This is a genomic window from uncultured Rikenella sp. (assembly GCF_910577125.1).
In the GTDB taxonomy this organism is placed as follows: domain Bacteria; phylum Bacteroidota; class Bacteroidia; order Bacteroidales; family Rikenellaceae; genus Rikenella.
Genome location: NZ_CAJTMN010000033.1, coordinates 1 through 21,867, shown reverse-complemented (window position 1 = coordinate 21,867; position 21,867 = coordinate 1). Strand labels below are relative to the sequence as shown.

Annotated in this window: 13 protein-coding genes; 8 read left to right on the top strand and 5 right to left on the bottom strand. The window is 58.0% G+C overall.

The window, feature by feature from the left end; genetic code table 11:
• Positions 1 to 721 precede the first annotated feature (721 nt).
• Positions 722 to 2,278, top strand: a complete 1,557-nt coding sequence (locus QZ292_RS05215; RefSeq protein WP_294598805.1) for an IS1634 family transposase — start codon at positions 722 to 724, stop codon at positions 2,276 to 2,278.
• 56 nt (positions 2,279 to 2,334) lie between these two features.
• Here the strand turns inward: QZ292_RS05215 and QZ292_RS05210 are convergent, their stop codons facing one another.
• A complete protein-coding gene (locus QZ292_RS05210) occupies positions 2,335 to 3,582 on the bottom strand; it encodes a site-specific integrase (RefSeq protein ID WP_294598803.1) in 1,248 nt (415 codons plus the stop codon).
• A gap of 451 nt (positions 3,583 to 4,033) precedes the next feature.
• Here QZ292_RS05210 and QZ292_RS05205 point away from each other — a divergent pair, with 451 nt between their 5' ends.
• A complete protein-coding gene (locus QZ292_RS05205) occupies positions 4,034 to 4,402 on the top strand; it encodes a DUF6567 family protein (RefSeq protein WP_294598801.1) in 369 nt (122 codons plus the stop codon).
• 155 nt (positions 4,403 to 4,557) lie between these two features.
• On the opposite strand, the gene QZ292_RS05200 is transcribed toward QZ292_RS05205, so the two are convergent.
• Positions 4,558 to 5,481, bottom strand: a complete 924-nt coding sequence (locus tag QZ292_RS05200) for a mechanosensitive ion channel domain-containing protein (RefSeq protein ID WP_294598798.1) — start codon at positions 5,479 to 5,481, stop codon at positions 4,558 to 4,560.
• A 131-nt stretch (positions 5,482 to 5,612) separates the two neighbouring features.
• On the opposite strand from QZ292_RS05200, the gene QZ292_RS05195 reads away from it, so the two are divergent.
• Positions 5,613 to 7,010: an ATP-binding cassette domain-containing protein gene (locus QZ292_RS05195; RefSeq protein ID WP_294598796.1), complete on the top strand. Its 1,398-nt coding sequence runs from the start codon at positions 5,613 to 5,615 to the stop codon at positions 7,008 to 7,010.
• A 1,432-nt stretch (positions 7,011 to 8,442) separates the two neighbouring features.
• On the opposite strand, the gene QZ292_RS05190 is transcribed toward QZ292_RS05195, so the two are convergent.
• Positions 8,443 to 9,195 carry an ion channel gene (locus tag QZ292_RS05190; protein WP_294598793.1) on the bottom strand — a complete coding sequence of 251 codons (753 nt, stop codon included), beginning with the start codon at positions 9,193 to 9,195 and terminating at the stop codon, positions 8,443 to 8,445.
• A 145-nt stretch (positions 9,196 to 9,340) separates the two neighbouring features.
• Here QZ292_RS05190 and QZ292_RS05185 point away from each other — a divergent pair, with 145 nt between their 5' ends.
• A complete protein-coding gene (locus tag QZ292_RS05185; protein ID WP_294598790.1) occupies positions 9,341 to 10,135 on the top strand; it encodes a Cof-type HAD-IIB family hydrolase in 795 nt (264 codons plus the stop codon).
• Between the two features lie 127 nt (positions 10,136 to 10,262).
• Positions 10,263 to 12,584, top strand: a complete 2,322-nt coding sequence (locus tag QZ292_RS05180) for a glycoside hydrolase family 20 protein (RefSeq protein ID WP_294598809.1) — start codon at positions 10,263 to 10,265, stop codon at positions 12,582 to 12,584.
• A gap of 408 nt (positions 12,585 to 12,992) precedes the next feature.
• On the opposite strand, the gene QZ292_RS05175 is transcribed toward QZ292_RS05180, so the two are convergent.
• Positions 12,993 to 14,168: a TolC family protein gene (locus QZ292_RS05175; RefSeq protein ID WP_294598787.1), complete on the bottom strand. Its 1,176-nt coding sequence runs from the start codon at positions 14,166 to 14,168 to the stop codon at positions 12,993 to 12,995.
• 725 nt (positions 14,169 to 14,893) lie between these two features.
• On the opposite strand from QZ292_RS05175, the gene aspS reads away from it, so the two are divergent.
• The gene (gene aspS, locus QZ292_RS05170) at positions 14,894 to 16,666 is read left to right on the top strand and encodes an aspartate--tRNA ligase (RefSeq protein ID WP_294598784.1); all 1,773 of its coding nucleotides are present in this window, start codon (positions 14,894 to 14,896) and stop codon (positions 16,664 to 16,666) included.
• A 773-nt stretch (positions 16,667 to 17,439) separates the two neighbouring features.
• On the opposite strand, the gene QZ292_RS05165 is transcribed toward aspS, so the two are convergent.
• Positions 17,440 to 17,676 (bottom strand): hypothetical protein, encoded by a 237-nt coding sequence (locus QZ292_RS05165; protein WP_294598781.1) that lies wholly within the window; start codon positions 17,674 to 17,676, stop codon positions 17,440 to 17,442.
• 449 nt (positions 17,677 to 18,125) lie between these two features.
• Here QZ292_RS05165 and QZ292_RS05160 point away from each other — a divergent pair, with 449 nt between their 5' ends.
• Both QZ292_RS05160 and thiC read left to right on the top strand, forming a co-directional pair.
• Positions 18,126 to 19,097: a polyprenyl synthetase family protein gene (locus QZ292_RS05160; protein WP_294598779.1), complete on the top strand. Its 972-nt coding sequence runs from the start codon at positions 18,126 to 18,128 to the stop codon at positions 19,095 to 19,097.
• 2 nt (positions 19,098 to 19,099) lie between these two features.
• Positions 19,100 to 20,644, top strand: a complete 1,545-nt coding sequence (thiC, locus tag QZ292_RS05155) for a phosphomethylpyrimidine synthase ThiC (RefSeq protein ID WP_294598777.1) — start codon at positions 19,100 to 19,102, stop codon at positions 20,642 to 20,644.
• The last annotated feature ends 1,223 nt before the right edge of the window (positions 20,645 to 21,867 follow it).

The following is a 21,867-nucleotide window of genomic DNA, read 5'->3' as shown; positions in this document are numbered from 1 at the left end:
ATACGTTCATACGTCAATACGTTCATACGTCAATACGTTCATACATCAATACGTTCATACATCAATACGTTAGTACGTTCATACGTCAATACGTACTAACAGCATCTTTGCAATCAAGACCTCGACAAGTAACTACTTGTAACAATGTATATTAATCGAATCGCAATCTCGAAAGCATTATGTATCGCGTATTGATATATCAACTATCTTAAGCCAAATCTTATTCGTCCTCATTGCAAGAAGTCTGATTTTGTCAATATTGATGTTCCAAGTAATTGAAGCAGTTGGCTAACCCGATTACAGCTGTCTTTTCTGTATGGAGCCTATTGTAATTTGGTGCTATCAAGCCTTCTGATTCTGTAGGTCGCAACGGAATCCGTCGGGATTCTGCAAGGTATGTTTTGAGCTGCATGAAATTGATTTTGCAGCTCAAAACCCTTGCAGTATGTTGATTGGTCTTACTCCAAAGTCGTAATCCCCGTTGCTGATTTCACACTCCGATTTTCCTTTTTTTGTTTTCATTATGATTGGCGGCGAAAAGAAAAAAGCCGACAAATCACATCGGACTTATCGGCTTCGGTATAACGGTTACATCGGTGTATAGTTGATCTCACCGAGGGAGTTCCTGACTTCGTCACGCTAAAAGGCGCGATTTTATAATTGCCTAATGGATAGAATATTGTAATTTTGTGTCACCCTAAAATGGGTGACACGCTGAAAAATGTATATCAGGAAGAAGAAATATCCATCAGGCAATGTGGGAATCATAGTCGTTGAAAAAATCAACGGCAAAATGAAAGAACTTATCACAATCGGCATTGCCAGATCGGATAAAGAGGTTGACGCACTGGTCAAACGAGGGCAGGAATGGATGGACAGAGAGCAACAACGCAGACATCCGCGACTTGACCTGTTCGGCGAAGAGAGGATAAGATGCGAGCAGGAGCGGATGAACGCCGAAAGTCTTCTGAACTGCATAACCAACATTGCCATTAACGGAGCCGACCTGATTCTTGACAGGGTATTTGACAATGTCGGGTTCAACCGCATTGAGGATGATATTTTCCGGAAGCTGGTAAAGGCTCGCCTGTCCTATCCTGCGAGCAAGTCGGCCACGGTGGAATATCTGAAGAATCATTTTGACGATGACGTGAGCCTGTCGAAGATTTACCGCTATCTCGACAAACTAAGCGACAGTCAGCACCGTATAGTCCAGGACATAAGTGTGGGGCATACCCGTAAGATACTTGGCGATCATATCGGAGTACTGTTCTACGATGTCACCACGCTTTACTTTGAGGCGGATTATGAGGACGAGTTACGTAAGACGGGGTTTTCCAAGGAAGGACGTCACAAGAATCCTCAGATAATATTGGGCCTTTTGGTAAGCACCGGCGGCTATCCGCTTGCCTACTGCATCCATGAGGGCAACAAATACGAAGGCCATACGATGCTTCCTGTTGTGACAGAATTTGTCCACAGATACAATCTGGAGGATTTTATTGTAGTGGCTGACTCCGGACTGATGAATGGCGACAATATCGCCGACCTCGAGGAAAACGGCTATAAATATATAATTGGAGCCAAAATCAAGACTGAAAGCAAGAAAATCAAGGAATGGATACTGAGCCAGCCCAAGAACGACTGTCAGATGGTGGAATACGACAAGGGCAACGGCAAACGGCTGTTGGTGGGATATACTGACAATCGGGCCCGCAAGGATGCCTATAACCGAGAAAAAGGAGTGCGCAGACTTGAAAAGGCATACCGTAGAGGTACACTTACCAAAGAAAACATCAATAAGCGTGGTTACAACAAGTTTCTTACGATGGAGGGGGATGTGAGGGTATCGATTGATTACGACAGACTCGAAACAGATGCAAAATGGGACGGACTGAAAGGATATCTCACAAATACCGACATACCGGCCTCTCAGGTATATGACGCATATCATAACTTATGGCATGTGGAGCAGGCATTCCGTATATCAAAGTCCAAAATCGAGATACGACCTATGTTCCACTTCACACGACGGAGAATCGAAGCACACGTCTGTATCTGTTTCGTCGCATTGAAAGTCTATAAGGAGTTGGAGCGTCTGTTGAAATTGGCAGACATCAACATGAGCGTTGACAAAGTGTTGGCCCTTGCACAGTCCATAGTTACTATACAGATATCTCTCCCACAAAACAAGCAGACTCTCTCTCGAACTATGCTCATGAAACGACATCAACGCATCGCCCCGCTATTCTCAGATGATTTTTGGGTGACACGCTGACGAAGTCAGGAAAAAGCCGACAAATCACATCGGACTTATCGGCTTCGGTATAACGGTTACATCGGTGTATAGTTGATCTCACCGAGGGAGTTGATTGCATCCTGTTTCAGGCTGTCTACGACATGGAGGTATCGCTCTGTCATCTTTATGGAGGTGTGTCCGAGAAGGCTCGACACCGTTTTTATATTCGCTCCTTTGGTAAGTACGTTCACAGCAAAGCTGTGTCGGGCGCAATGCCATGTGATTTTCTTCCTGATGCCTGCCGCCTTTACCCATTTACGAAGATACAGATTGCAGATGTTGTAATGCGGAACTTTGAATATCCATTCATCAAAGTTGTCGTTTCCTGGCTCGCCAATCAGACGGATAAGAGTGTCGTTCAACGGAACGATTACCCAGCTCCGGCTACTGTGGTCTTTGGTCTTTTGCTGTTGGAACCGCAATGTCTGGGTTGAGTAATCCACATTGCGGTAGGTCAGCTGGCTTGTGTCGCACCAACGCACCCCGGTGTATAAACCGAAGATGAACGCACGGTGAATTTCCGGCCTCTCGCCTTCAAAATGTGTCGCAACAAGCTGCTGTATTTCCTCCGGCAGAAGAATCTCCTTTTGCAGCGTCATGTTGTCGTTCTTCAACACGAATCCGCGGCACGGATTTTTCTTGATGAGGTCTTTGTCAACAGCCGCAGTAACCATACGCTTGAACATTCGGAAATAGATTTTCGGACCGTCGCCTGTTCCGTTCTCTTTCAGATACTCAACATAGGCAGCCACCATGTCAACCGTCAGTTGTGTCATCTTAAGATTATTCCTGTAGAGAGAATATCTCGGCGTATCGGTAAGAAAGTTCTTGAACTTTTGTAGTCCGTGCCCGAGCGTTATGCGAGTATATTTAGTAAGGGCCGGAGATTTGATGAACTCGTTGCAGAACTCAAGGAAATCCTCGTCCATGTCTTTTCGGAGACGATAGCCCTCCCTGTCCTCCAAAAAAGATTGCTCACGTTCAAAACGTATCTTTTCTGCAAGTGCAAGAGTATTCTTGTTCTGCATACGTTCCTGCTGGTTGCGGGGATGAAGCCAGATATACAGATTGAGGTTTTCTTTCTTGCGGGAGTGTTTGATTTGATATTTCGGTTTACCCGCCATCGCTCCCTCGGTGTAAAACACCTGATTGCTGTCCTTGTCAAGCACAGGCGTTTCAGTTCTGCCGAGATAATATTCAAGGTAGAGGCTGGCACGTCCGTCGCTTAATTCTGACTGTCGGAGCTTGGGATTCTGCTTCTTGCGATTTTCTATTTTTGCCATACAATTATAATTTTGCGCAAAGATAATCCGAGGTATAATAATCTGAAAATCGCCGTTTACAGATCTTAACATTTACCCGTTGACCACAGTCCATTATCGAGGGTACAAAAGGTGTACTTTTTGAGAAAATCGGGTCAAAAGCAGGAAAATCACCGCAATATGGATAATTGCTATTACATTGATAACAAGCATAATTAGCTCATTTGACTTATCTCGACTTTTCCATCAAAGAAATCTGGAAAATTTCATTGAGCCAAGGAAAATTGCAACACTCATCACTTGTATGGGTATCGCTCGTTCTGAGTGTATACCGTGTACAGGTGTGGGGTATTGTTTATTTGGCTCAAGGTATTCCAGAACCTCTTATCAGATAAACTAACGACTCCACACTTTCTTTTTCTACACATCCTGTCTTTCGCGGAGCCGGAGGGACGCAAAATCTTTTTAAACCATGAAAAAAGGTTTATTAACAGCCGCTGTGCTTGTCAGCGGCTTAATGATGACGAGTTGTGGAATTTCAGCACACTTGACGTCCAACCGAAATGTAACACAAACGAACGTGGAGCTGGCACAAAAAAATTATCGCGTAGTCGGCACCGTTACAGGCGAAGCCAAAGCAGCGTATGTTTTCGGCATCGGCGGTTTGTCGAGACGTGCCATTCAGGGAAATGCCCAGGCTCAAATGATGAAGAATGCCAACCTTTCCGGTTCGCAGGCCATTATCAATACCACGACTGAAGAAAAACGTCGTGGTCTCTTGCCGTTCTATATGAAACGTGTGATCACTTCACACGGTCAGATCATCGAATTTACCGAATAATCACCCTCATATAGAGCAACTGCCAGCCCCTATTGGAAAACAAATTTTCCGATAGGGGCTTTTTTCTCGTTTCCTTCCCCAAAAAGAACATAAAAAATTGGGGTACGATTTTCGTACCCCAAAATTGTGATCACCCTCGTAAAAATCCCCCGCCACTACGCTTCCTTTTCCTTATAGAGATGGACGTCCATCTGCGGGAACGGAATGTTCAGTCCTTTGGTGCCGAATACTTTGTAGACCCGTTCGTTCATGTCGAAATAGACGTTCCAGTATTCCGACGAATCGACCCAGGCGCGTACCACGATGTTCACCGAACTGTCTGCCAGGGTCGACAGCGCGATGAACGGTGCCGGATCTTTCGCCACCCGTTCGTCTGCCGCCAGGAGCTCGGCGATCGTCGCCCGCGCCACGTCGTAATCGTCGCCGTAGGCGATCCCGAATGTCCAGTCCACTCGTCGCCGGGGCTCGCGCGAGTAGTTGTTGATGATGCCTGTAGACACCGGGCCGTTCGGCAGCAGGATCGTCTTGTTGTCCGGCGTATTGAGCAGCGTGTGGATCAGCTGGATCTCTTTGACCGTCCCGCTCTGTCCCTGGGCTTCGATGAAGTCGCCCACGCGGAACGGACGGAAAAGCAGGATTATCACCCCGCCGGCGAAGTTCTGCAAGGTGCCGCTCAGGGCCATACCGATCGCCAGACCGGCCGAAGCGAAGAGGGCGATGAACGAGGTGGTGTCGATGCCGAGGATTCCGATCGTGATGATGATCAGGAAGAGCATCATCGTGATGGTTACGAGGCTGATCAGGAAGGCCCGCAGCGAGACGTCCACGTTCCGGCGGGTCATGATCCGGTCCATGATCTTCCGCACGCGCCGGATCAGCCATCGGCCGATCCAGAAGATCACCAGCGCGATGACGATCTTCAGGGCGATCGAGACGGTTCCGTTGGCGACGGTTTTGAGAAGATCCTGGGCCGACATGCTCGACAGGTTCTCCACCAGCTGGGAGAAGGTGGATTTGACGCTGTCGGCTTTTTCGATCACGACGGGATCGGTCACCAGCTGGGTAAAAAACGGAATCATACTCGGATGGATTTAAGGGTCGGCCGACGGCCGGTGCTGTTTCTCCGTAAAGATAGGGATACTTTTCCGGTTTTTCCTAATTTTGATTCCGTTATTGTAGATTCTCAATGGACGTACCGATGTCGAAACCGTTGATTTTATTACATGATGCCTCGCTTGCGGCCGAACGGGGAGGGGCGGTGCTGAATTTTTCGCTCGCTCCGGACGAACATGTCGCGGTCGTCGGGCCGAACGGAAGCGGGAAAACGAGGCTGGTCGAAACGCTGACCGGACGGCATGCGTTGCGTGCCGGACGGCTGGAGAGCGACTGTCCGGGCGGGGGTGTCCGGTATGTCGCTTTCCACGAGACGTATAACCGGGCCGAGGACGGGGAGTATTATTACCAGCAGCGATGGAATTCGTGCGATAACGAAAACGCACCGCGTGTGAGCGAGCTGCTTGGCCGGATGGAGTGCGATTCCCGCTGGCGGGAGGGGCTTTACGAACGGTTGGAGATCGGGCCGATGCTGGAGAAACCGGTGATTCTGCTCTCCAGCGGCGAGCTGAGGAAGTTCCAGATCGTCAGGATGCTGCTGACGAGTGCGCGGGTGCTGGCGATCGACAATCCGTTCATCGGGTTGGATGTCGAGGCGCGGCGGGTGATGGACGACCTGCTGGGGCGGTTGGCCGAATCGACCGGAATTCGGCTGATTCTCCTCTTGCCGGACGGAGAGGAGCTCCCGGGGTTCGTTACTCATGTCTGTCGGATGGAGGAGGGGCGGATCGGACCGAAAATCCCGGCGGCGGAGTTCCGGAACGAGGCGCCGGTCTCGCCGGACGGGCCGATCGTATGTCCGGCGCCGGAGCGGCCGGCTCCGACGTGTGCCGAAACGGTGGCGATGCGGGGGGTGACGGTGCGTTATGGCGGGCGGACGATTCTCGACGGGCTGGACTGGACGATACGTCCGGGAGAACGGTGGGCGCTGAGCGGGCCGAACGGTTCGGGAAAGTCGACGCTGCTGAGTCTGATCAGTGCGGATAATCCGCAGGCTTATGCGCAGGATATCGTCCTTTTCGGCCGGCAGCGGGGAACGGGCGAAAGCATCTGGGAGATCAAACGTCGGATCGGTTATGTCAGTTCGGAGTTGCACCGGTCGTTCCGGAAGGAGATGCCGACGGTCAGACTGGTGGCGTCGGGGTATTTCGATTCGCTGGGGCTTTACGAGACGCCGACCGGCGAGCAGCTGGCGGCGGCGGAGGCGTGGATGAGGACGTTCGGCATCGGGGAGCTGACCGAACGGTCGTTCCTGCAGTTGTCGAGCGGGGAGCAGAGGCTGGCGTTGCTGGCGCGGGCGTTCGTCAAGGATCCGGATCTGCTGATTCTCGACGAGCCGCTCAACGGGCTGGATGCCGTGCGCAAGGAGCGGGTCAAAACGATTATCGATGTTTTTTGCGGGCGGTCCGGGAAGTCGCTGATTTATGTCTCGCACTGTGAACGGGATTTGCCTTTGTGTATTACGCATCGGCTGGCGCTGCGGCGGTTGGATTGAGCTTTCGGGTAGACGCGGTTTGCGTCTTGCGGAGCCTGAGGCGTCGCGGTCAAAGAGTGGGGTAGAGGCTGCCGCAGCGAAACGCAGTTTCGCCCGTCCACGGGACGTGGGGCCCGCCCGGCCTGAGGGCAGTTCTCTCCCATAGGAAAAGTCGCCCGCCCGCCTGAAGAGGGATTTCGCTCGTTTTGCGGCGAGCAAAATCGAGATGAAATCCCAGCGGGCGACGATTGAAATGTTCTGCGCGCCTCGTCTTAGGAGGCGATTCAACTCTTTCGGCGACGAGCCGAAATAGAATGAATCGCCCCGGCACGCGAACAAAGAACGGGGTGAAGAGTAGGGTAGAAATTGCCGCAGCGAAACGCAAGTTTCGCCCGTCCACGGGACGTGGGACCCGCCCGGCCTGAGGGCAGTTCCCTCCCATAGGAAAAGTCGCCCGCCCGCCTAAAGAGGGATTTCGCTCGTTTTGCGGTGAGCAAAATGAGCTGAAATCCCAGCGGGCGACGATTGAAATGCCCCGCGCGCGACTGCTGGAGAAGGAAATCGTTAGAACCATGGTGAATGGTTCTAACAAGATTTCCGCCAGCGCGCGGGAAAATCGGGTAGAGGTTGCTATTTCGGAGTGCCCGAAGGCACCGGCGGAGCGACAGCGGAGCCGCAGTGAGGCGGACACGGGGCGGAGCGCGAGTAGCGCGATTCCGCAGGAATCGCCGGGCTTGCGCGCTGGGCCTTCAGCCCACCCGGGGAGCGCGCAGCCCGAACCCAACAGATGGTTTGGGTTGTACTTGGGTTGACCGGGAGCGGGTCGGCGCCCGGGAGGTGCCGCAATTTTCGACGCGTGAGCGGCGTGTTGCGGGCCTCCCGATGGGGAGGCGTCCGGCCCGCGCGACCCTGCGGGTCGCAGGAACTCGGCCTTTAGGGTAGAGGCTGCCATTTCGGGGTGCCCGAAGGCACCGTTTATTCCGAGAGGCAACGCAACTGACGACCGTTGGCTCGGTAGTATGCGTCGCCGGGATCGAGAGACTGCGGGCCGAACCACAAAATTCGCCCGTAGATACCGTCCGCTGTCGAAGACCAACTGGAACCGTAGTTACCGATACCACCCTGCGCGCCCGTATTGGTATCGCGGTAACCCGGGGCGGGGATTTGATTTCGCGCGTCTTGGGAAATCTTGCTTCAGTCGCCCGCAGGAATTTCATCTCGATTTTGCTCACCGCAAAACGAGTGAAATTCCTCTTTAAGCGAAGCGGGCGACTGTCGAGCCTCGATCCGGACGGAACTGCCCTCGGGCCGGGCAGGCCCCACGTCCCGTGGACGGGAAATGCTTCGCATTTCTGCGGCTGTGTCGGCCCAATCATTCGTTGATTGGGGTAGCCCCAGCCAGTAAAACACCCTGTGGGTGCGTTTATTCCGAAAGGAAACTCAGAGGGCAGCTTTAGTTCGAGCTCTCCTTCGTTGAGGTGTCGGAACCGTTGCCGGAGGAAGAGGAGGGCTCTTGCCGGGCGGCTTGAGAACGGCTGTTGACCACCCGATCCGTGATGTAGACCGTGAAGATCGGAAGCATCATCATGCCGGCGGCAGCCAGAAAAACCGAGAGAATCTTCCCGATCGGCGTGACGGCGACGATGTTCGAGCCGACCGTCGTCAGATCCATCGCCGCCCACCACAACGCATCCTCGTAGGTCTTTATGTCCGGGTTGATCCCGCGCTCGGCGACGAAGAAAATCAGACTCGTGAAGTAGGTCGTCGCCGTCAGAATCGCCAGGTACGAAACCATCAGACTCGTCGCGCTCCGATGGGTGAACCAGCGGGTGATGACGACCAGACCGTAGCCCCCCCGAAGCAGCGGTACGAAGCCCAGCAGGTAGTGAATCTCGTGCGGAATGTTCCACTGGGTGTAGTGGACGATGTTCAGAAACGGAATCGAAAACAGCAGAAACAGCAAATTGTGCCGGACGAAACGGCCTTTGCGCGGGGCGATGATCCAGCGAACCAGAAAGTCGAGGATGAAGATCGAACAGACGACCAGCTGGATCGTGAGCGTCATCGGGCTGTCGGGGCGGTAGCGGCCGACCGTCAGGATGTCGTACGACAGCGAGGCGATGATGGCCAGCGAACCGAGCAGGACGAGGATATTGAGCCAATCGATGATGCGTCTGTCGACCGGGCTGAGACGGAGGTCTTTCATAACGGGGCGACGATGTGTTTACGCTCTCCGCAAGCCGCAAAAACAGTGCCACCGTGCGTTGCGTTGCGGGACGGATGGGGGGGGGCGGGCGGCGGATAATTCGGAAACGAACTGTAATTTTGTCGTTCGATCTCTCTGTGCTCTTATGATTAAAGCCTGTTTTTTCGACATCGACGGCACGCTGGTCAGCTTCCGCGACCATGCGGTGCCGCTCTCGACCCGGCGAGCGCTGGAACAGCTCCGGCAGCGCGGCGTGAAACTTTTTATCGCTTCGGGACGCCATCCTTCGGATATTTTTCCGGTGTGCGATTTCCCGTTCGACGGCTATGTCGCGCTGAACGGCGGATATTGTCTGGCCGGGCGCGACGAGGTGGTTTTCCGGCGGACGATTCCCCGGGAGGATGTCGAACGGTTGATCCGGTGGCAGCAGGGGCCCGGGGCGTTCGCCTGCGTGCTGGCCGGCGAGCGGGAGATGTGTCTGAACTTCGTCGACGAGCGGGTCGAGCGGATCCGGGAGCTGGTCAAGACGTCGCAGCCGGCGCGTCTGGTCTCGCCGGAGGAGTGGAACGAGGCGGCACGGCGAGGGGTCTTGCAGCTGATCGCCTTTTTCGGCCCGGAGGAGGAGCCGCGGCTGATGCGGGAGGTGCTGCCGGGATGCCGGCCGATGCGATGGAATCCGCTCTTCGCCGATGTCGTGCCGGCGGGGGTGGACAAGGCCGAGGGGATCGACCGGCTGCTGGCCCGGTTCGGTATCGGCGCGGACGAGGCGATGGCGTTCGGAGACGGTGGGAACGACATCCCGATGCTGCGGCATGTGGGGACGGGGGTGGCGATGGGCAATGCCGACCGGGCGGTGAAGGAGGCGGCGGACTTTGTGACGGAGTCGGTGGACGAGGAGGGGATTGCCCGGGCGCTGCGGCACTTCGGGCTGATTGACTGAGCGGGCGGATGCCGGTCGGAGGGTAGGTTTACCGGCTGAAATTCGTATCTTTGTCTCTCGGGGGTTCCAGCGGGGGCCTGAAAACGCGAAATATCAACCAAAACCAATACTCTCTTTTATGATCTCCATGCATCGATTGTTGAAGACGACACTGCTCGCCGGTCTCTTTACGGCCTGTGCTTCGGGCGGGGTTCAGCGGGCGGACTATCAGGTTATTCCGCTGCCGCAGCAGATTGCCGACGCGCAGGGGGCCGATTTCCGGCTCGACAAAAACGTGAAGATTCTCTATCCGGCCGATAACGAAGCGTTGAAACGGAACGCCGAATTCCTGGCCGAATACGTCGGTCAGATGACGGGTCTCACGCTGCAGACGGCGCCGGGGACGGCGGCCGAGGCCCAAGGAAATATCGTGCTCGCGACGGGGCTCGCGGCGGAGAATCCGGAGGCGTACCGCCTTCGGGTGACGGCCGACGGGGTGACCATCGAGGGGGCTTCCGAAACGGGGGTCTTCTACGGGATCCAGACGCTGCGCAAGGCGCTGCCGGTGACCGATGGGGCGGCGCTGCTGCCGCAGGTCGAAATCAACGACTGGCCGAGGTTCGGATACCGCGGGGCACATCTCGACGTGAGCCGCCATTTCATCGGGATCGACTCGGTGAAACGGTTCATCGACATGCTGGCGCTCCACAACATGAACCGCTTCCACTGGCACCTGACGGACGACCAGGGGTGGCGGATCGAGATCCGGAAACATCCGCGCCTCACGGAGGTGGGGTCGGTGCGCAAGGCGACGGTCGTGGGACACAACACGGGCGTTTACGACAGCGTGCCGCACTCCGGGTTCTATACGCAGGACGAGGCGCGCGAAATCGTGGCCTATGCGGCTGAACGCCACATCACGGTGATTCCGGAGATCGACCTGCCGGGGCACATGCTGGCGGCGCTGACGGCCTATCCGCAGCTGGGCTGCACGGGCGGGCCGTACGAGGTGTGGGGACACTGGGGCGTGGCCGACGATGTGCTGTGTGCGGGGAACGACTCCACGCTGTTGTTCATCGATGACGTGCTGGCGGAGATTGTCGATATTTTCCCGAGCGAATATATCCATGTCGGCGGGGACGAGTGTCCGAAAGTACGCTGGAAGGCTTGTCCGAAATGCCAGGCGCGCATCAAGGCGCTGGGCATCAGGGGGGATGTGAAACATACGGCCGAGGAGTATTTGCAGAGCTTCGTCATCAACCACGCCGAAAAGTTCCTGAACGCCCGCGGACGGCAGATCATCGGCTGGGACGAGACGCTCGAAGGGGGGCTGGCGCCGAATGCGACGGTGATGAGCTGGCGCGGTGTCGAGGGCGGCATCGAGGCGGCGCGCCAGGGGCATCAGGCGATCATGACGCCGACGACTTACCTCTACTTCGACTACTACCAGAGCAAGGATGTCGACCGGGAACCGATGGCGATCGGGGGGTATGTGCCGGTCGAAATGGTCTACAACTACGAACCGGTCTCGCCGCTGCTGACGCCGGAGGAGGCGAAGTATATCATCGGGGTGCAGGCCAATCTCTGGACGGAGTATATCCCCAATTTCCGGCAGGTGGAATACATGGTGCTGCCGCGGATGGCGGCGCTGGCCGAAATCCAGTGGAGCGATCCGGCGCAGAAGAATTACGAGCTCTTCCTGGCGCGGCTGCCGAAACTGGTGCGGATTTACGACCTGCTGGGGTATAACTACGCGACGCATGTCTTCGACGTGAATGTCTCGTTCCTGCCGAATGCGGCGGAAGGGGTGCTCGACGTGGCGATGTTCGCGATCGACAGCGCGGATATCCACTACACGCTGGACGGCAGCGAACCGACGGCGGCGTCGCCGAAGTACACCGATACGCTGAAAATCGACCGGCCGGGGACGCTCAAGGCGGTGGTGATCCGTCCGACGGGGGCCAGCCGGGTGTTTTCCGAAGAGATCGCGTTCAACAAGGCGAGCATGAAGCCGATCACGATGTTGCTGCCGATCAACAAGCAGTATGAGTATGCGGGTGCGGGGACGCTGGTGGACGGTCTGCGGGGGAACGGCAACTACAAGACGGGACGGTGGATCGCCTTCTGGAAGAACGACATGGAGGCGGTGATCGACCTCCAGCAGCCGACGGAAATCTCGCAGGCGCAGATCGAAACGTGTGTGGTGAAGGGGGACTGGGTCTTCGACGCGCGCTATTTCGGCGTGGAGGTGTCGGACGACGGTGTGACGTACCGGAAGGTGGCCGAGGCGGAGTATCCGGCCTTGGGACAGAAGGATCGGGACGGCATCTACGAACATGAGCTGACGTTCGATCCGGTGACGGCGCGCTATGTGAAGATCGTGGTGAAACCGGAGCACACGATGCCGGAGTGGCATCCGGGCAAGAACAGTCCGGCGTTCGTCTTCATGGACGAGATCAGTCTGAATTAACGCGATTCGTCGCGGGCCTGATAGCAGAGGGGCGCTTCCGAACCGGTTCGGAAGCGCCCCTCGTTGCATATGGAGGTGTTTGGGGTTGGTTGCCGTGGCAGGAGTGTTAATTTGTTCGGGTAGAGGTTGCCGGATATTTAGGGTAGACCCGGCCATTTGTGAGTGCGGCACGCACCGTTTATTCCGAGAGGCAACGCAACTGAAGACCGTGGGCGCGATATTGCGAGCTGCTTGGAGCAAGGTATTCGGTGTAAAAAGCCATGACCCGTGTTGTGATGCTATTCGCTACCAACGCAGATGACCAACTGTATCCGATGTTACCGGCCCCACTGGCTATACCTCCATAGTCCGTCCGACCGAAGTCGCGGTAGCCTGGGGCGGGCCTTTGTGAAGCTTAACAGCCTCGTGCTAAAGCAGGCACAGGGTCATGGCGGCTCCGGCCTGAGCCACTTCGTATTTCAGGGTGAGGAGGTTGTCGCTCAGGGCGTACCACTCGGAAAGGGCCAGCAGGGCGTTGATGGCGCTCAGCTCGCCGCCTTTGACGGCTTTCTCGACGAGCCGGGGGTAGTCGTCCGATGCGTGGGCGGCCAGACGGGCTGTCAGGGTGGAGGAGAGGCGCTGGTAGCGTTCGTACAGTGCGTTCAGACGGGCTTCGGCCTGTGTGGCGACGGCCGTATGCCGGGCTTCGGCCGCCTCCCGGGCTGCGTGGGCGGCCCGGGTACTGCCGATGTTTTGCCACAGGGGAAGCGAGATGCCGGCCAGCAAGGCGTTCGTCCCTTTGCTGCCTTCGACTTCGGCTTTATACCCGACGGTCAGTTTCGGTAGCCAGGCTTGTCGGCTCAGTTTCAGGGAGCGCCGGGCGATCAGGGTGTCGATGGCGGCGGCTTCGAGTTCGTAGTCGGCGGCCAGGGCGGCTTGTACGAACTCTTCGCGCGTGCCGCTGAAGGAGAAGGTCGGGTAGCCCTGGAGGGCGACGGTCGTGCCGCCGTTCAGCTGGGCGAGTGCCAGGGCGGCTTCGGAACGTTCGGCTTCGGCGATCGCGAGGTTGTCTTCGGCTTCGGTCAGCAGCATCCCGGCGTTCCGAAGTTCGAGCAGGGTGGTCCCGCCGTTGGCGATCCCCTGCCGGTAGAGTTCGACGGCTTGGCGCAGGGCGTCGCGCCGCCGGCTGAGGGTCGTGATGCGTTCGGTGGCATAAACCAGACGCAGGTAGTTGTCCGACACGTCGCTCATCACGGCGCGTTGGGCGGAACGGTGCTCCTGTTCGGCTTTCGAGATGCCTAACTTGCTGATTTTGTTGCGCTGGTGATAGACGGTGGGGAAGTCGAACGTCTGCTCGAAGGCGAGTTCGTAACGGGTCTCGCCGACGAAGTAGTATTCCAGGGCGACGGACGGATCGTCGGGGGCCAGGCCGGTGCGAAGCTGTCGTACGGCGGCGGTGTGTTCTTTTTCTGCGGCGGCGAGTTGGGGGCTTCGGGCGGCGACTTCGCGCAAAAAGGCGGCGTAGTCGGCGGTTTGGGCGGCGGCGGTCGTCGTGCCGGCTGCGATGAACCAGAAAAGGAGTGAAACGGAGCGTATTTTTTTCATCGGCTGATGATCGGCTGGTTTGACGTGCAAAGATAATCGGCGGGTTTCAGCTGCGCAAGGGCGTGGCTGCTGTTGGGTAAAGGCTGTGCGTGCGTGTTTGCAGTTTGAGTCCTGCGGTGCTTAGGGGACGCGAACAGGGAATTGGGCTAAGTTGAAAAGTGGAAATGCGTAAGCATTTCCCGTCCACGGGACGTGGGGCCCGGCCGGCCGACGCGTTCGCGTCATGGCGGCCGGCCGTTGTTATTCAGGCAATGAACATTCGCGCGCCACGCCTTAAGAGGAAAATCATTCAAAAGCGTTTCCCGCTTTTGAATAAGATTTTCCAAGGCGCGCGGACGAAGTTCAATTCGCGTGCGGTACAACGCGAACAGTGGCGGAGCGATAGCGGAGCCGCAGTGAGGCGGACACGGGGCGGTGCTTGTGGCAGAGCTTCTGCGACCCGCAGGGTCGCGCAGTCCGGCGCCACCCCCGGCGGCGGACTGCAACTCGTCGGAGCTCGTTGCGCCCTCTGCTGGCGCCGAACTGTGATGGATTTTCGGGTCGGTCGGCTTTTCGAGCCGCAGGGTGTCGGTCTTGGGGTTTTGTTCGCGCGCAAGGGGCGTGTCTCTCCCGACTGGGGATCCGGGCTGTCCGATCGGCGGGGGACTGAATCGACGGACAAGGATGGCCCGGTGCGAACGGTAAAAAATATGTATCTTTGAGTTCCTAAAAAATGCAAGTGAATCATGTTTAGAACAGCTACCTGCGGCGAACTCAGGATCGCCGATGCGGGTAAAACGGTTACCCTGGCGGGATGGGTGCAGAAAGTCCGGAATCTGGGGGCGATGATGTTTATCGACCTGCGCGACCGGTATGGGATTACTCAGGTTACGGTGGACGAACACGCTTCGGCCGGGTTGAAGGCGATCGCAGAGGAGCTCGGACGGGAATATGTGATCCAGGTGACGGGAACCGTGACCGAACGGTCGGCCAAAAACAGCAAAATCCCGACGGGCGAAATCGAAATCGTCGCGACGGAGATCCGGATCCTGAACACCAGCGAGGTGCCCCCCTTTACGATCGAGGAGCAGTCGGACGGGGGAGACGATCTGCGGATGAAATATCGCTATCTCGACCTGCGCCGGGCACCGCTGCAGCGGGCGATGATGCTCCGCCACAGGCTGGCGCAGGAGGTGCGCAGGTATCTGGACGGACAGGGATTTATGGAGATCGAGACGCCGTATCTGATCAAATCCACGCCGGAGGGGGCGCGGGACTTCGTCGTGCCGAGCCGGATGAATCCGGGCGAGTTCTATGCCTTGCCGCAGTCGCCGCAGACCTTCAAACAGCTCCTGATGGTGAGCGGCTACGACCGCTATTTCCAAATCGTGCGCTGCTTCCGCGACGAAGACCTGCGGGCAGATCGGCAGCCGGAGTTCACGCAGGTGGACTGCGAGATGGCGTTCGTGGAGCGCGAGGACGTGCTCACGGTGTTCGAGGGGATGATGCGGACGATGTTCGACAAAACGCTGGGGGTAAAGTTTGCGGAGGCGCAGTTTCCCCGCATGACGTGGCATGAGGCGATGGAGACCTACGGCTCGGACAAACCGGATATCCGTTTCGGGATGAAGTTCAATGACTTGACTGCGCTGGTGAAGGGGCATGATTTCGCGGTGTTCGATGGCTCGGAATACGTGGGAGGGATTTGTGTGCCGGGGTGTGCCTCCTATACGCGGAAACAGCTGGACGGTCTGACGGAGTTCGTCAAACGGCCGCAGGTGGGGGCGAAAGGCTTGGTCTATGTGCGGCGCGAGGCGGACGGCTCGTACAAGTCGAGCGTGGACAAATTCTACGCACAGGAGGAGCTGGCGAAGTGGGGCGAGGCTTGCGGGATGCAGGCGGGGGATTTGCTGCTCATTCTGGCGGGTTCCAAGAAACAGACTTTAGCGGCGCTGTGTGCGTTGCGTCTGGAGATGGGGGATCGGCTGGGGCTCAGGCCGCACGATACCTTCGCGCCGTTGTGGGTGGTCGACTTCCCGCTCCTGGAGTGGGATGACGAGACGCAGCGCTATTATGCCATGCACCACCCGTTCACGTCGCCCAAGACCGAGGATATGGACAAGTTTTTCTCGGCCGATGTGAAGGCGTTGGGGGATGTGCGGGCCGAGGCTTACGACTTCGTGGTGAACGGGGTCGAGGTCGGCGGGGGGTCGATCCGCATCCACGACGGACGGGTGCAGAGCCGGATGTTCGAGGTCTTGGGATTTACGCCGGAGGAGGCGCAGGCGCAGTTCGGATTCCTGCTGGGGGCGTTCAAGTACGGGGCGCCGCCGCACGGGGGGATTGCGTTCGGTTTCGACCGGATGTGCTCGTTGTTCGGGGGCTCGGATTCGATCCGGGATTTCATTGCCTTCCCGAAAAACAACAGCGGACGCGATATGATGATCGATGCGCCGTCGGCGCTGGCGCAGGCGCAGCTGGACGAACTCGGGATCGGGATTGTCGAGGCGGCTGAGTAGGGGGTTCAAGGACACGTTCGCAACTTGAGTTTTGCGGATCGTAAGGCGCGCGGACAGCGAACGGGTGACAGAGTAGGGCCGAGGCTGCCGCAGCGATGCGTGAGCATCGCCCGTCCACGGGACGTGGGGCCCGGCCGGCCTGAGGCCAGTTCCGTCCGGTTCAAAGCTCTCCCGTCGCCTGCCCGCGTAAAAAGGGATTTCGCTCGTTTTGCGGCGAGTAAAATCGAGATGAAATCCCAGTGGGCGACGGTTGAAATGCTCCGCGCGCCCCGCCTAAGAAGGGAAATCGTCAAAACCCGCTTGCGTGTTTTGACAAGATTTCCCAAGGCGCGCGGTTGCGGCGGAGCGATAGCGGAGCCGCAGTGAAGCAGACACGGGGCAGTACTTGTGGCAGAACTTCTGCGACCCTTGGGTCGCCGGCCTCGGCGAGGGCGACGCTTTAGCGGCGCGGGGGATGCGCGCCGAGGACGAACTTCCGAGAATGGGGCGGTAGATGGGCTGCGCTCTTGCGGTTCTTTGAACCGCCGGCCTTGTCGCCCAAGCCGCGTAGCGGCTTCGGGGAGATGGGCGATAGGCCGAATGTAGCGGAGTTGTTGGCTGTGAATTAGGCTAAACCTTGGAGCGGGTCGGAGCCAGCGTGGGCCCAAAAGCAACGTCAGTTGCGGGCCTCCGCCGGGGGGAGAGGCTTCGGCCCGCGCGCCCCTGATGGGGCGCAGGATTTTGGCCGAATCAATAGGGTAGAGGCTGTCAGTTGTGAGTGCGACACGCACCGTTTATTCCGAGAGGCAACGCAACTGAAAACCGTGGGCGCGGTAGTCCGAGTAACTGGTGTGGAGGTACTGCGAACGGGAATACAAGTCCATTCCGTAGATGCCGCTCGTGGCGGAAGACAAACTGTACCCATGGTCGCCGATACTCCTTGCTATGCCTTCCCGGCCCGTACGGCCGAAGTCGCGGTAGCCCGGGGCGGGGATTGTCGGGCCGGAGCCTGCGGGTGCCCCAACGAGCATTGCGAGTTGCGGGCCTCCCGCAGGGGGGAGGCTTCGGCCCGCGCGGTTCTTCGAACCGCAGGATTGCAGTCGTGTTTTTGCGCGCCTTGGGCGATTCATTCTGTTTTGGCTCACCGCCAAAACAGTTGAATCACCTTCTAAAGCGTCGGCGCGCGGGCTTGTCCAAGGCTTGTTGGAGTCGCCCGCGGCAATTCTCGTTGGTTGGCACTTGGCCAACCAACGAGAATATGCCCTTTTACGCGGGCGGGCGACTTTTTACAGGAGGGTACTGTTCTTTCTGTTCACAGAAAGAACCAAAGAAACTTTATGATAGCTACGCTACGCCTCAGGCTCCGCAGGTCTCAACTCTTGGCCGCTGCAGGCCCATACAGGGCCTGCGGCGGGGAGGAAACGCGATGCATTGTTTCGAACCGCGGTTGCCGACCGTCAAAATATAGATACAGAACCCGATGATGAAAAATACCGACGAGCTGTTACAGCGTATCGAAACGGAACTCGAAAGGCTCCCGCTCGAAAATACGGAGCCCAAGGGATTGTACACCCCGATCCGCTACATTCTCGAAGACGGAGGCAAACGGATCCGGCCGTTGTTGTGCTTGCTGAGCGCCGACCTCTGCGGCGGGAGGGTGCGGGAGGCGCTGCCGGCGGCGATCGCAGTCGAAGTCTTTCATAATTTCACCCTGCTGCACGACGATATTATGGATCGTGCTCCCATGCGGCGCGGGAGACCGACCGTCCATCTGAAATGGAGCGAAAACAGCGCGATTCTTTCCGGAGATGCCATGCTGATTCTCGCTTACCAGATACTTGCATCGGGAAATTATGGCGGACTGCTGCCCGAACTGATCGCCGTCTTCAACCGGGCGGCCATGGAGGTCTGTCAGGGACAGCAGTACGACATGGAGTTCGAGGTGAGCGACCGTCCGGTCTCGCGGGAGGAGTATATCGGGATGATTCGCCTCAAGACCTCCGTGCTGCTGGCCGCCGCGCTGGAGATGGGGGCGATCGTGGGGGGCGCTTCTCCGGCCGAGCGACGCGCGTTGTACGACTTCGGCGTGAACCTCGGGCTGGCGTTCCAGATTCAGGACGACCTGCTCGACACCTACGGCGATGCCGCGACCTTCGGGAAGACCATCGGAGGGGATATTGCGGTCGGGAAAAAGACCTTTCTGCATATCACCGCCATGGAGCGGGCGACGGCGGCCCAGCGGGAAGCCGTGCTGGCGCCGGGGGATATGGCCGAAAAGCTGCCGCGGGTGCGGGGGATTTACGACGCCTTAGGCGTGCGCAGCGCGGCGGAGGCGGCAATCGAAGAGTATTTTGCCGGCGCAATGGACGCGTTGCACAAGGCCCATGCCGTGCCGGAACGCTTGGCCGTGCTCGAAAAATATGCTTATTCACTGCTGAAAAGAACGAAATAACTATGTACAGGGAATTGTTCCACGACCCTCAGAACGCGTCGGAAAAGATATATGTAGCCGGTGAACGGTACCCCGATCTGCGGGTCGGCATGCGGCGGCTCAGCCTGACGAACGGCGAGTCCGTGGATTTGTACGACACGACGGGGGTATATACGGAGCGGGGCTACGAAGCGGATACGGAACGGGGGATTCCGCGGCTGCGCGAGCGGTGGATCGAGGAGCGGGCGGCGGCTTTGCCGGAGGGAGAGTTTCATACCCAGCGGTGGTATGCCCGGCACGGGGTGGTGACCCGCGAGATGGAGTATGCGGCGATTCGCGAAAATGCGGGGCTGAGGCCGGGAGACGAGGGGTATGTCACGCCGGAGCAGGTGAGGCGGTCGATTGCGGAGGGACGGGCGATTCTGCCGGCGAACCGGCGGCATCCGGAGACGGAACCGATGGTGATCGGGGCGGAGTATCTGGTCAAAATCAACGCCAATATCGGGAACTCGGCGCTGGGCTCTTCCGTTGCGGAGGAGGTCGAAAAGGCGCTCTGGGCGATCAAGTGGGGGGCGGATACGGTGATGGATCTCTCGACGGGGGCCAATATCCACCAGACGCGCGAGGCGATTCTGCGCAATGTGCCGGTGCCGATCGGTACGGTGCCGCTGTATCAGGCTCTGGAAAAGGTCGGTGGGGTGGTCGAAGATCTGACTTGGGAGGCTTATCGCGATACGCTGATCGAACAGTGCGAGCAGGGGGTGGACTATTTCACGATCCATGCGGGGTTGCTGCGGGCGTATGTGCCGATGGCGCAACGGCGGGTGACGGGGATTGTGTCGCGGGGCGGGTCGATTATGGCGAAGTGGATGGCGCACCACGGCAGGGAGAGCTTCCTGTACGAGCATTTCGACGAGATTTGCGAGATTATGGCACGGTATGATGTGGCGTTGTCTTTGGGCGACGGGCTGCGGCCAGGATCGATCGCGGATGCGAACGACGAGGCGCAGTTCGGGGAACTTAAAACGCTGGGCGAGTTGTGCCGCCGGGCGTGGAAGCAGGATGTACAGGTGATTATCGAGGGGCCGGGGCATGTGCCGATGAACCGGATCCGAGAAAATATGGACCGACAACTCGAATGGTGTGACGGAGCGCCGTTCTACACGCTCGGGCCGCTGGTTTCGGACATCGGGGCGGGGTATGACCACATCACGTCGGCGATCGGGGGGGCGATGATCGGGTGGTTCGGGACGGCGATGCTCTGCTATGTGACGACCAAGGAGCATCTTGCGCTGCCGAACCGCGACGATGTGCGCGAAGGAGTGGTGACTTACAAGCTGGCGGCGCATGCGGCGGATGTCGCCAAAGGGCATCCGGCGGCTCTGGCCCGTGATCTGGCGATGAGCCGGGCGCGGTACGATTTCCGGTGGCTCGACCAGTTCAACCTGTCGCTGGATCCGGAGCGGGCACGGCGCATGCACCGCGAGATGGTGAAGGAAAATGCGGATTTCTGTGCCATGTGCGGCCCTCACTTCTGTGCGATGCGCATCACGAAATCGATCAAATAGGTATCGGTTTCGGGTAAAGAGGCCTGTGGTTGCCGTAGCGATGCCTGAATCCAGCGGAGCGTGAGGCGCGCGGATAGAGAACGGGGCGAGGGAGTTGGGCAGAGGCTGCCGCAGCGAAACGTAGTTTCGCCCGTCCACGGGACGTGGGGCCTGGCCGGCCCGAGGCCAGTCGAAGCTCGACCGCGCGCCATGCCTTAGAAGGGAAATTCTGTTGGTTGGCACCCAGCCAACCAACGAGAATTGCCGCGGGCGACTTAACGCGCGCCACGCCTAAAGAGGCGATTCAACTGTTTCGGTGTGAGCCGAAATAGAATGAATCGCCAGGCGCGCGACAGAGAGCAGGATGCAGCGAACCAGTATAAGCGATACATAGTATCGCTCCGTTCTGCCGGGGCGCCTATCGGGTGTTTTGTTAGGGCTCTCTTTGCCTTATTGGCCGGCCTCCGCCCGCGCGGGCAGTTCCGTCCGGTTCGAAGTTTGACAGTCGCCCGCCCGCCAAAGAGGGCATATTCTGCCGATTGGCAGAGAGCCAATCCGGCAAGAATTGCCGCGGGCGACTCAAAAGCGCGTTAACAAGCCCGCGCGCGACTGCTGGAGAAGGAAATCGTTAGAACCATGGTGAATGGTTCTAACAAGATTTCCGCCAGCGCGCGTAGGGTAGAGTCGGCCTATTTCGGAGTGCCCGAAGGCACCGGTGGAGCGACAGCGGAGCCGCAGTGAGGCGGACACGGGACTATGCTTTGGGCAGAATAGTTACGGCCCGTAGGGCCGTGCAGTTCGCCGCCACCCCACGCGGCGGGCTGCAACTTCGCGGAGCTCGTTGCGCCTCCGCTGACGTCGAACTGCGGCGGGCCGAGAACGAGTAGCGCGATTCTACGGAATTGCCGGCTTCGGTCTTGGGGGTAGAGACTGCTATTTTTCGGAGTGCCCGAAGACACCGGCGCGAGGGGGCGCGCCGAGGACGAATGGGGCGGATTTTGGGCGGTGAATTGGGCTGAGCTCTTGCGGTTCGCAGAACCGCGCGGGCCGAAGCCTCCCGCAGCGGAGGCCCGCAACTGCCGTTGCTTTGGGCTCCGCAGGCTTCAACCCGCTTGGTAAGTGAATAGTGGTGGCTGGAATTACCGGCCCGTGCGGCTCTTTGAGTTGCAGGGTTCGGTCTTGTTTTTTCCCGCGCGCCTTGGGAAATCTTGTTCAAACACGACTGCGTGTTTGAACGATTTCCC

Excerpts from the sequence above, each read along its gene's own strand:
- QZ292_RS05215 (WP_294598805.1), top strand. The coding sequence starts at position 722 with ATGTATATCAGGAAGAAGAAATATCCATCAGGCAATGTGGGAATCATA.
- QZ292_RS05210 (WP_294598803.1), bottom strand. The coding sequence starts at position 3,582 with ATGGCAAAAATAGAAAATCGCAAGAAGCAGAATCCCAAGCTCCGACAG.
- QZ292_RS05205 (WP_294598801.1), top strand. The coding sequence starts at position 4,034 with ATGAAAAAAGGTTTATTAACAGCCGCTGTGCTTGTCAGCGGCTTAATG.
- QZ292_RS05200 (WP_294598798.1), bottom strand. The coding sequence starts at position 5,481 with ATGATTCCGTTTTTTACCCAGCTGGTGACCGATCCCGTCGTGATCGAA.
- QZ292_RS05190 (WP_294598793.1), bottom strand. The coding sequence starts at position 9,195 with ATGAAAGACCTCCGTCTCAGCCCGGTCGACAGACGCATCATCGATTGG.
- QZ292_RS05185 (WP_294598790.1), top strand. The coding sequence starts at position 9,341 with ATGATTAAAGCCTGTTTTTTCGACATCGACGGCACGCTGGTCAGCTTC.
- QZ292_RS05180 (WP_294598809.1), top strand. The coding sequence starts at position 10,263 with ATGCATCGATTGTTGAAGACGACACTGCTCGCCGGTCTCTTTACGGCC.
- QZ292_RS05175 (WP_294598787.1), bottom strand. The coding sequence starts at position 14,168 with ATGAAAAAAATACGCTCCGTTTCACTCCTTTTCTGGTTCATCGCAGCC.
- aspS (WP_294598784.1), top strand. The coding sequence starts at position 14,894 with ATGTTTAGAACAGCTACCTGCGGCGAACTCAGGATCGCCGATGCGGGT.
- QZ292_RS05165 (WP_294598781.1), bottom strand. The coding sequence starts at position 17,676 with ATGCTCGTTGGGGCACCCGCAGGCTCCGGCCCGACAATCCCCGCCCCG.
- QZ292_RS05160 (WP_294598779.1), top strand. The coding sequence starts at position 18,126 with ATGATGAAAAATACCGACGAGCTGTTACAGCGTATCGAAACGGAACTC.
- thiC (WP_294598777.1), top strand. The coding sequence starts at position 19,100 with ATGTACAGGGAATTGTTCCACGACCCTCAGAACGCGTCGGAAAAGATA.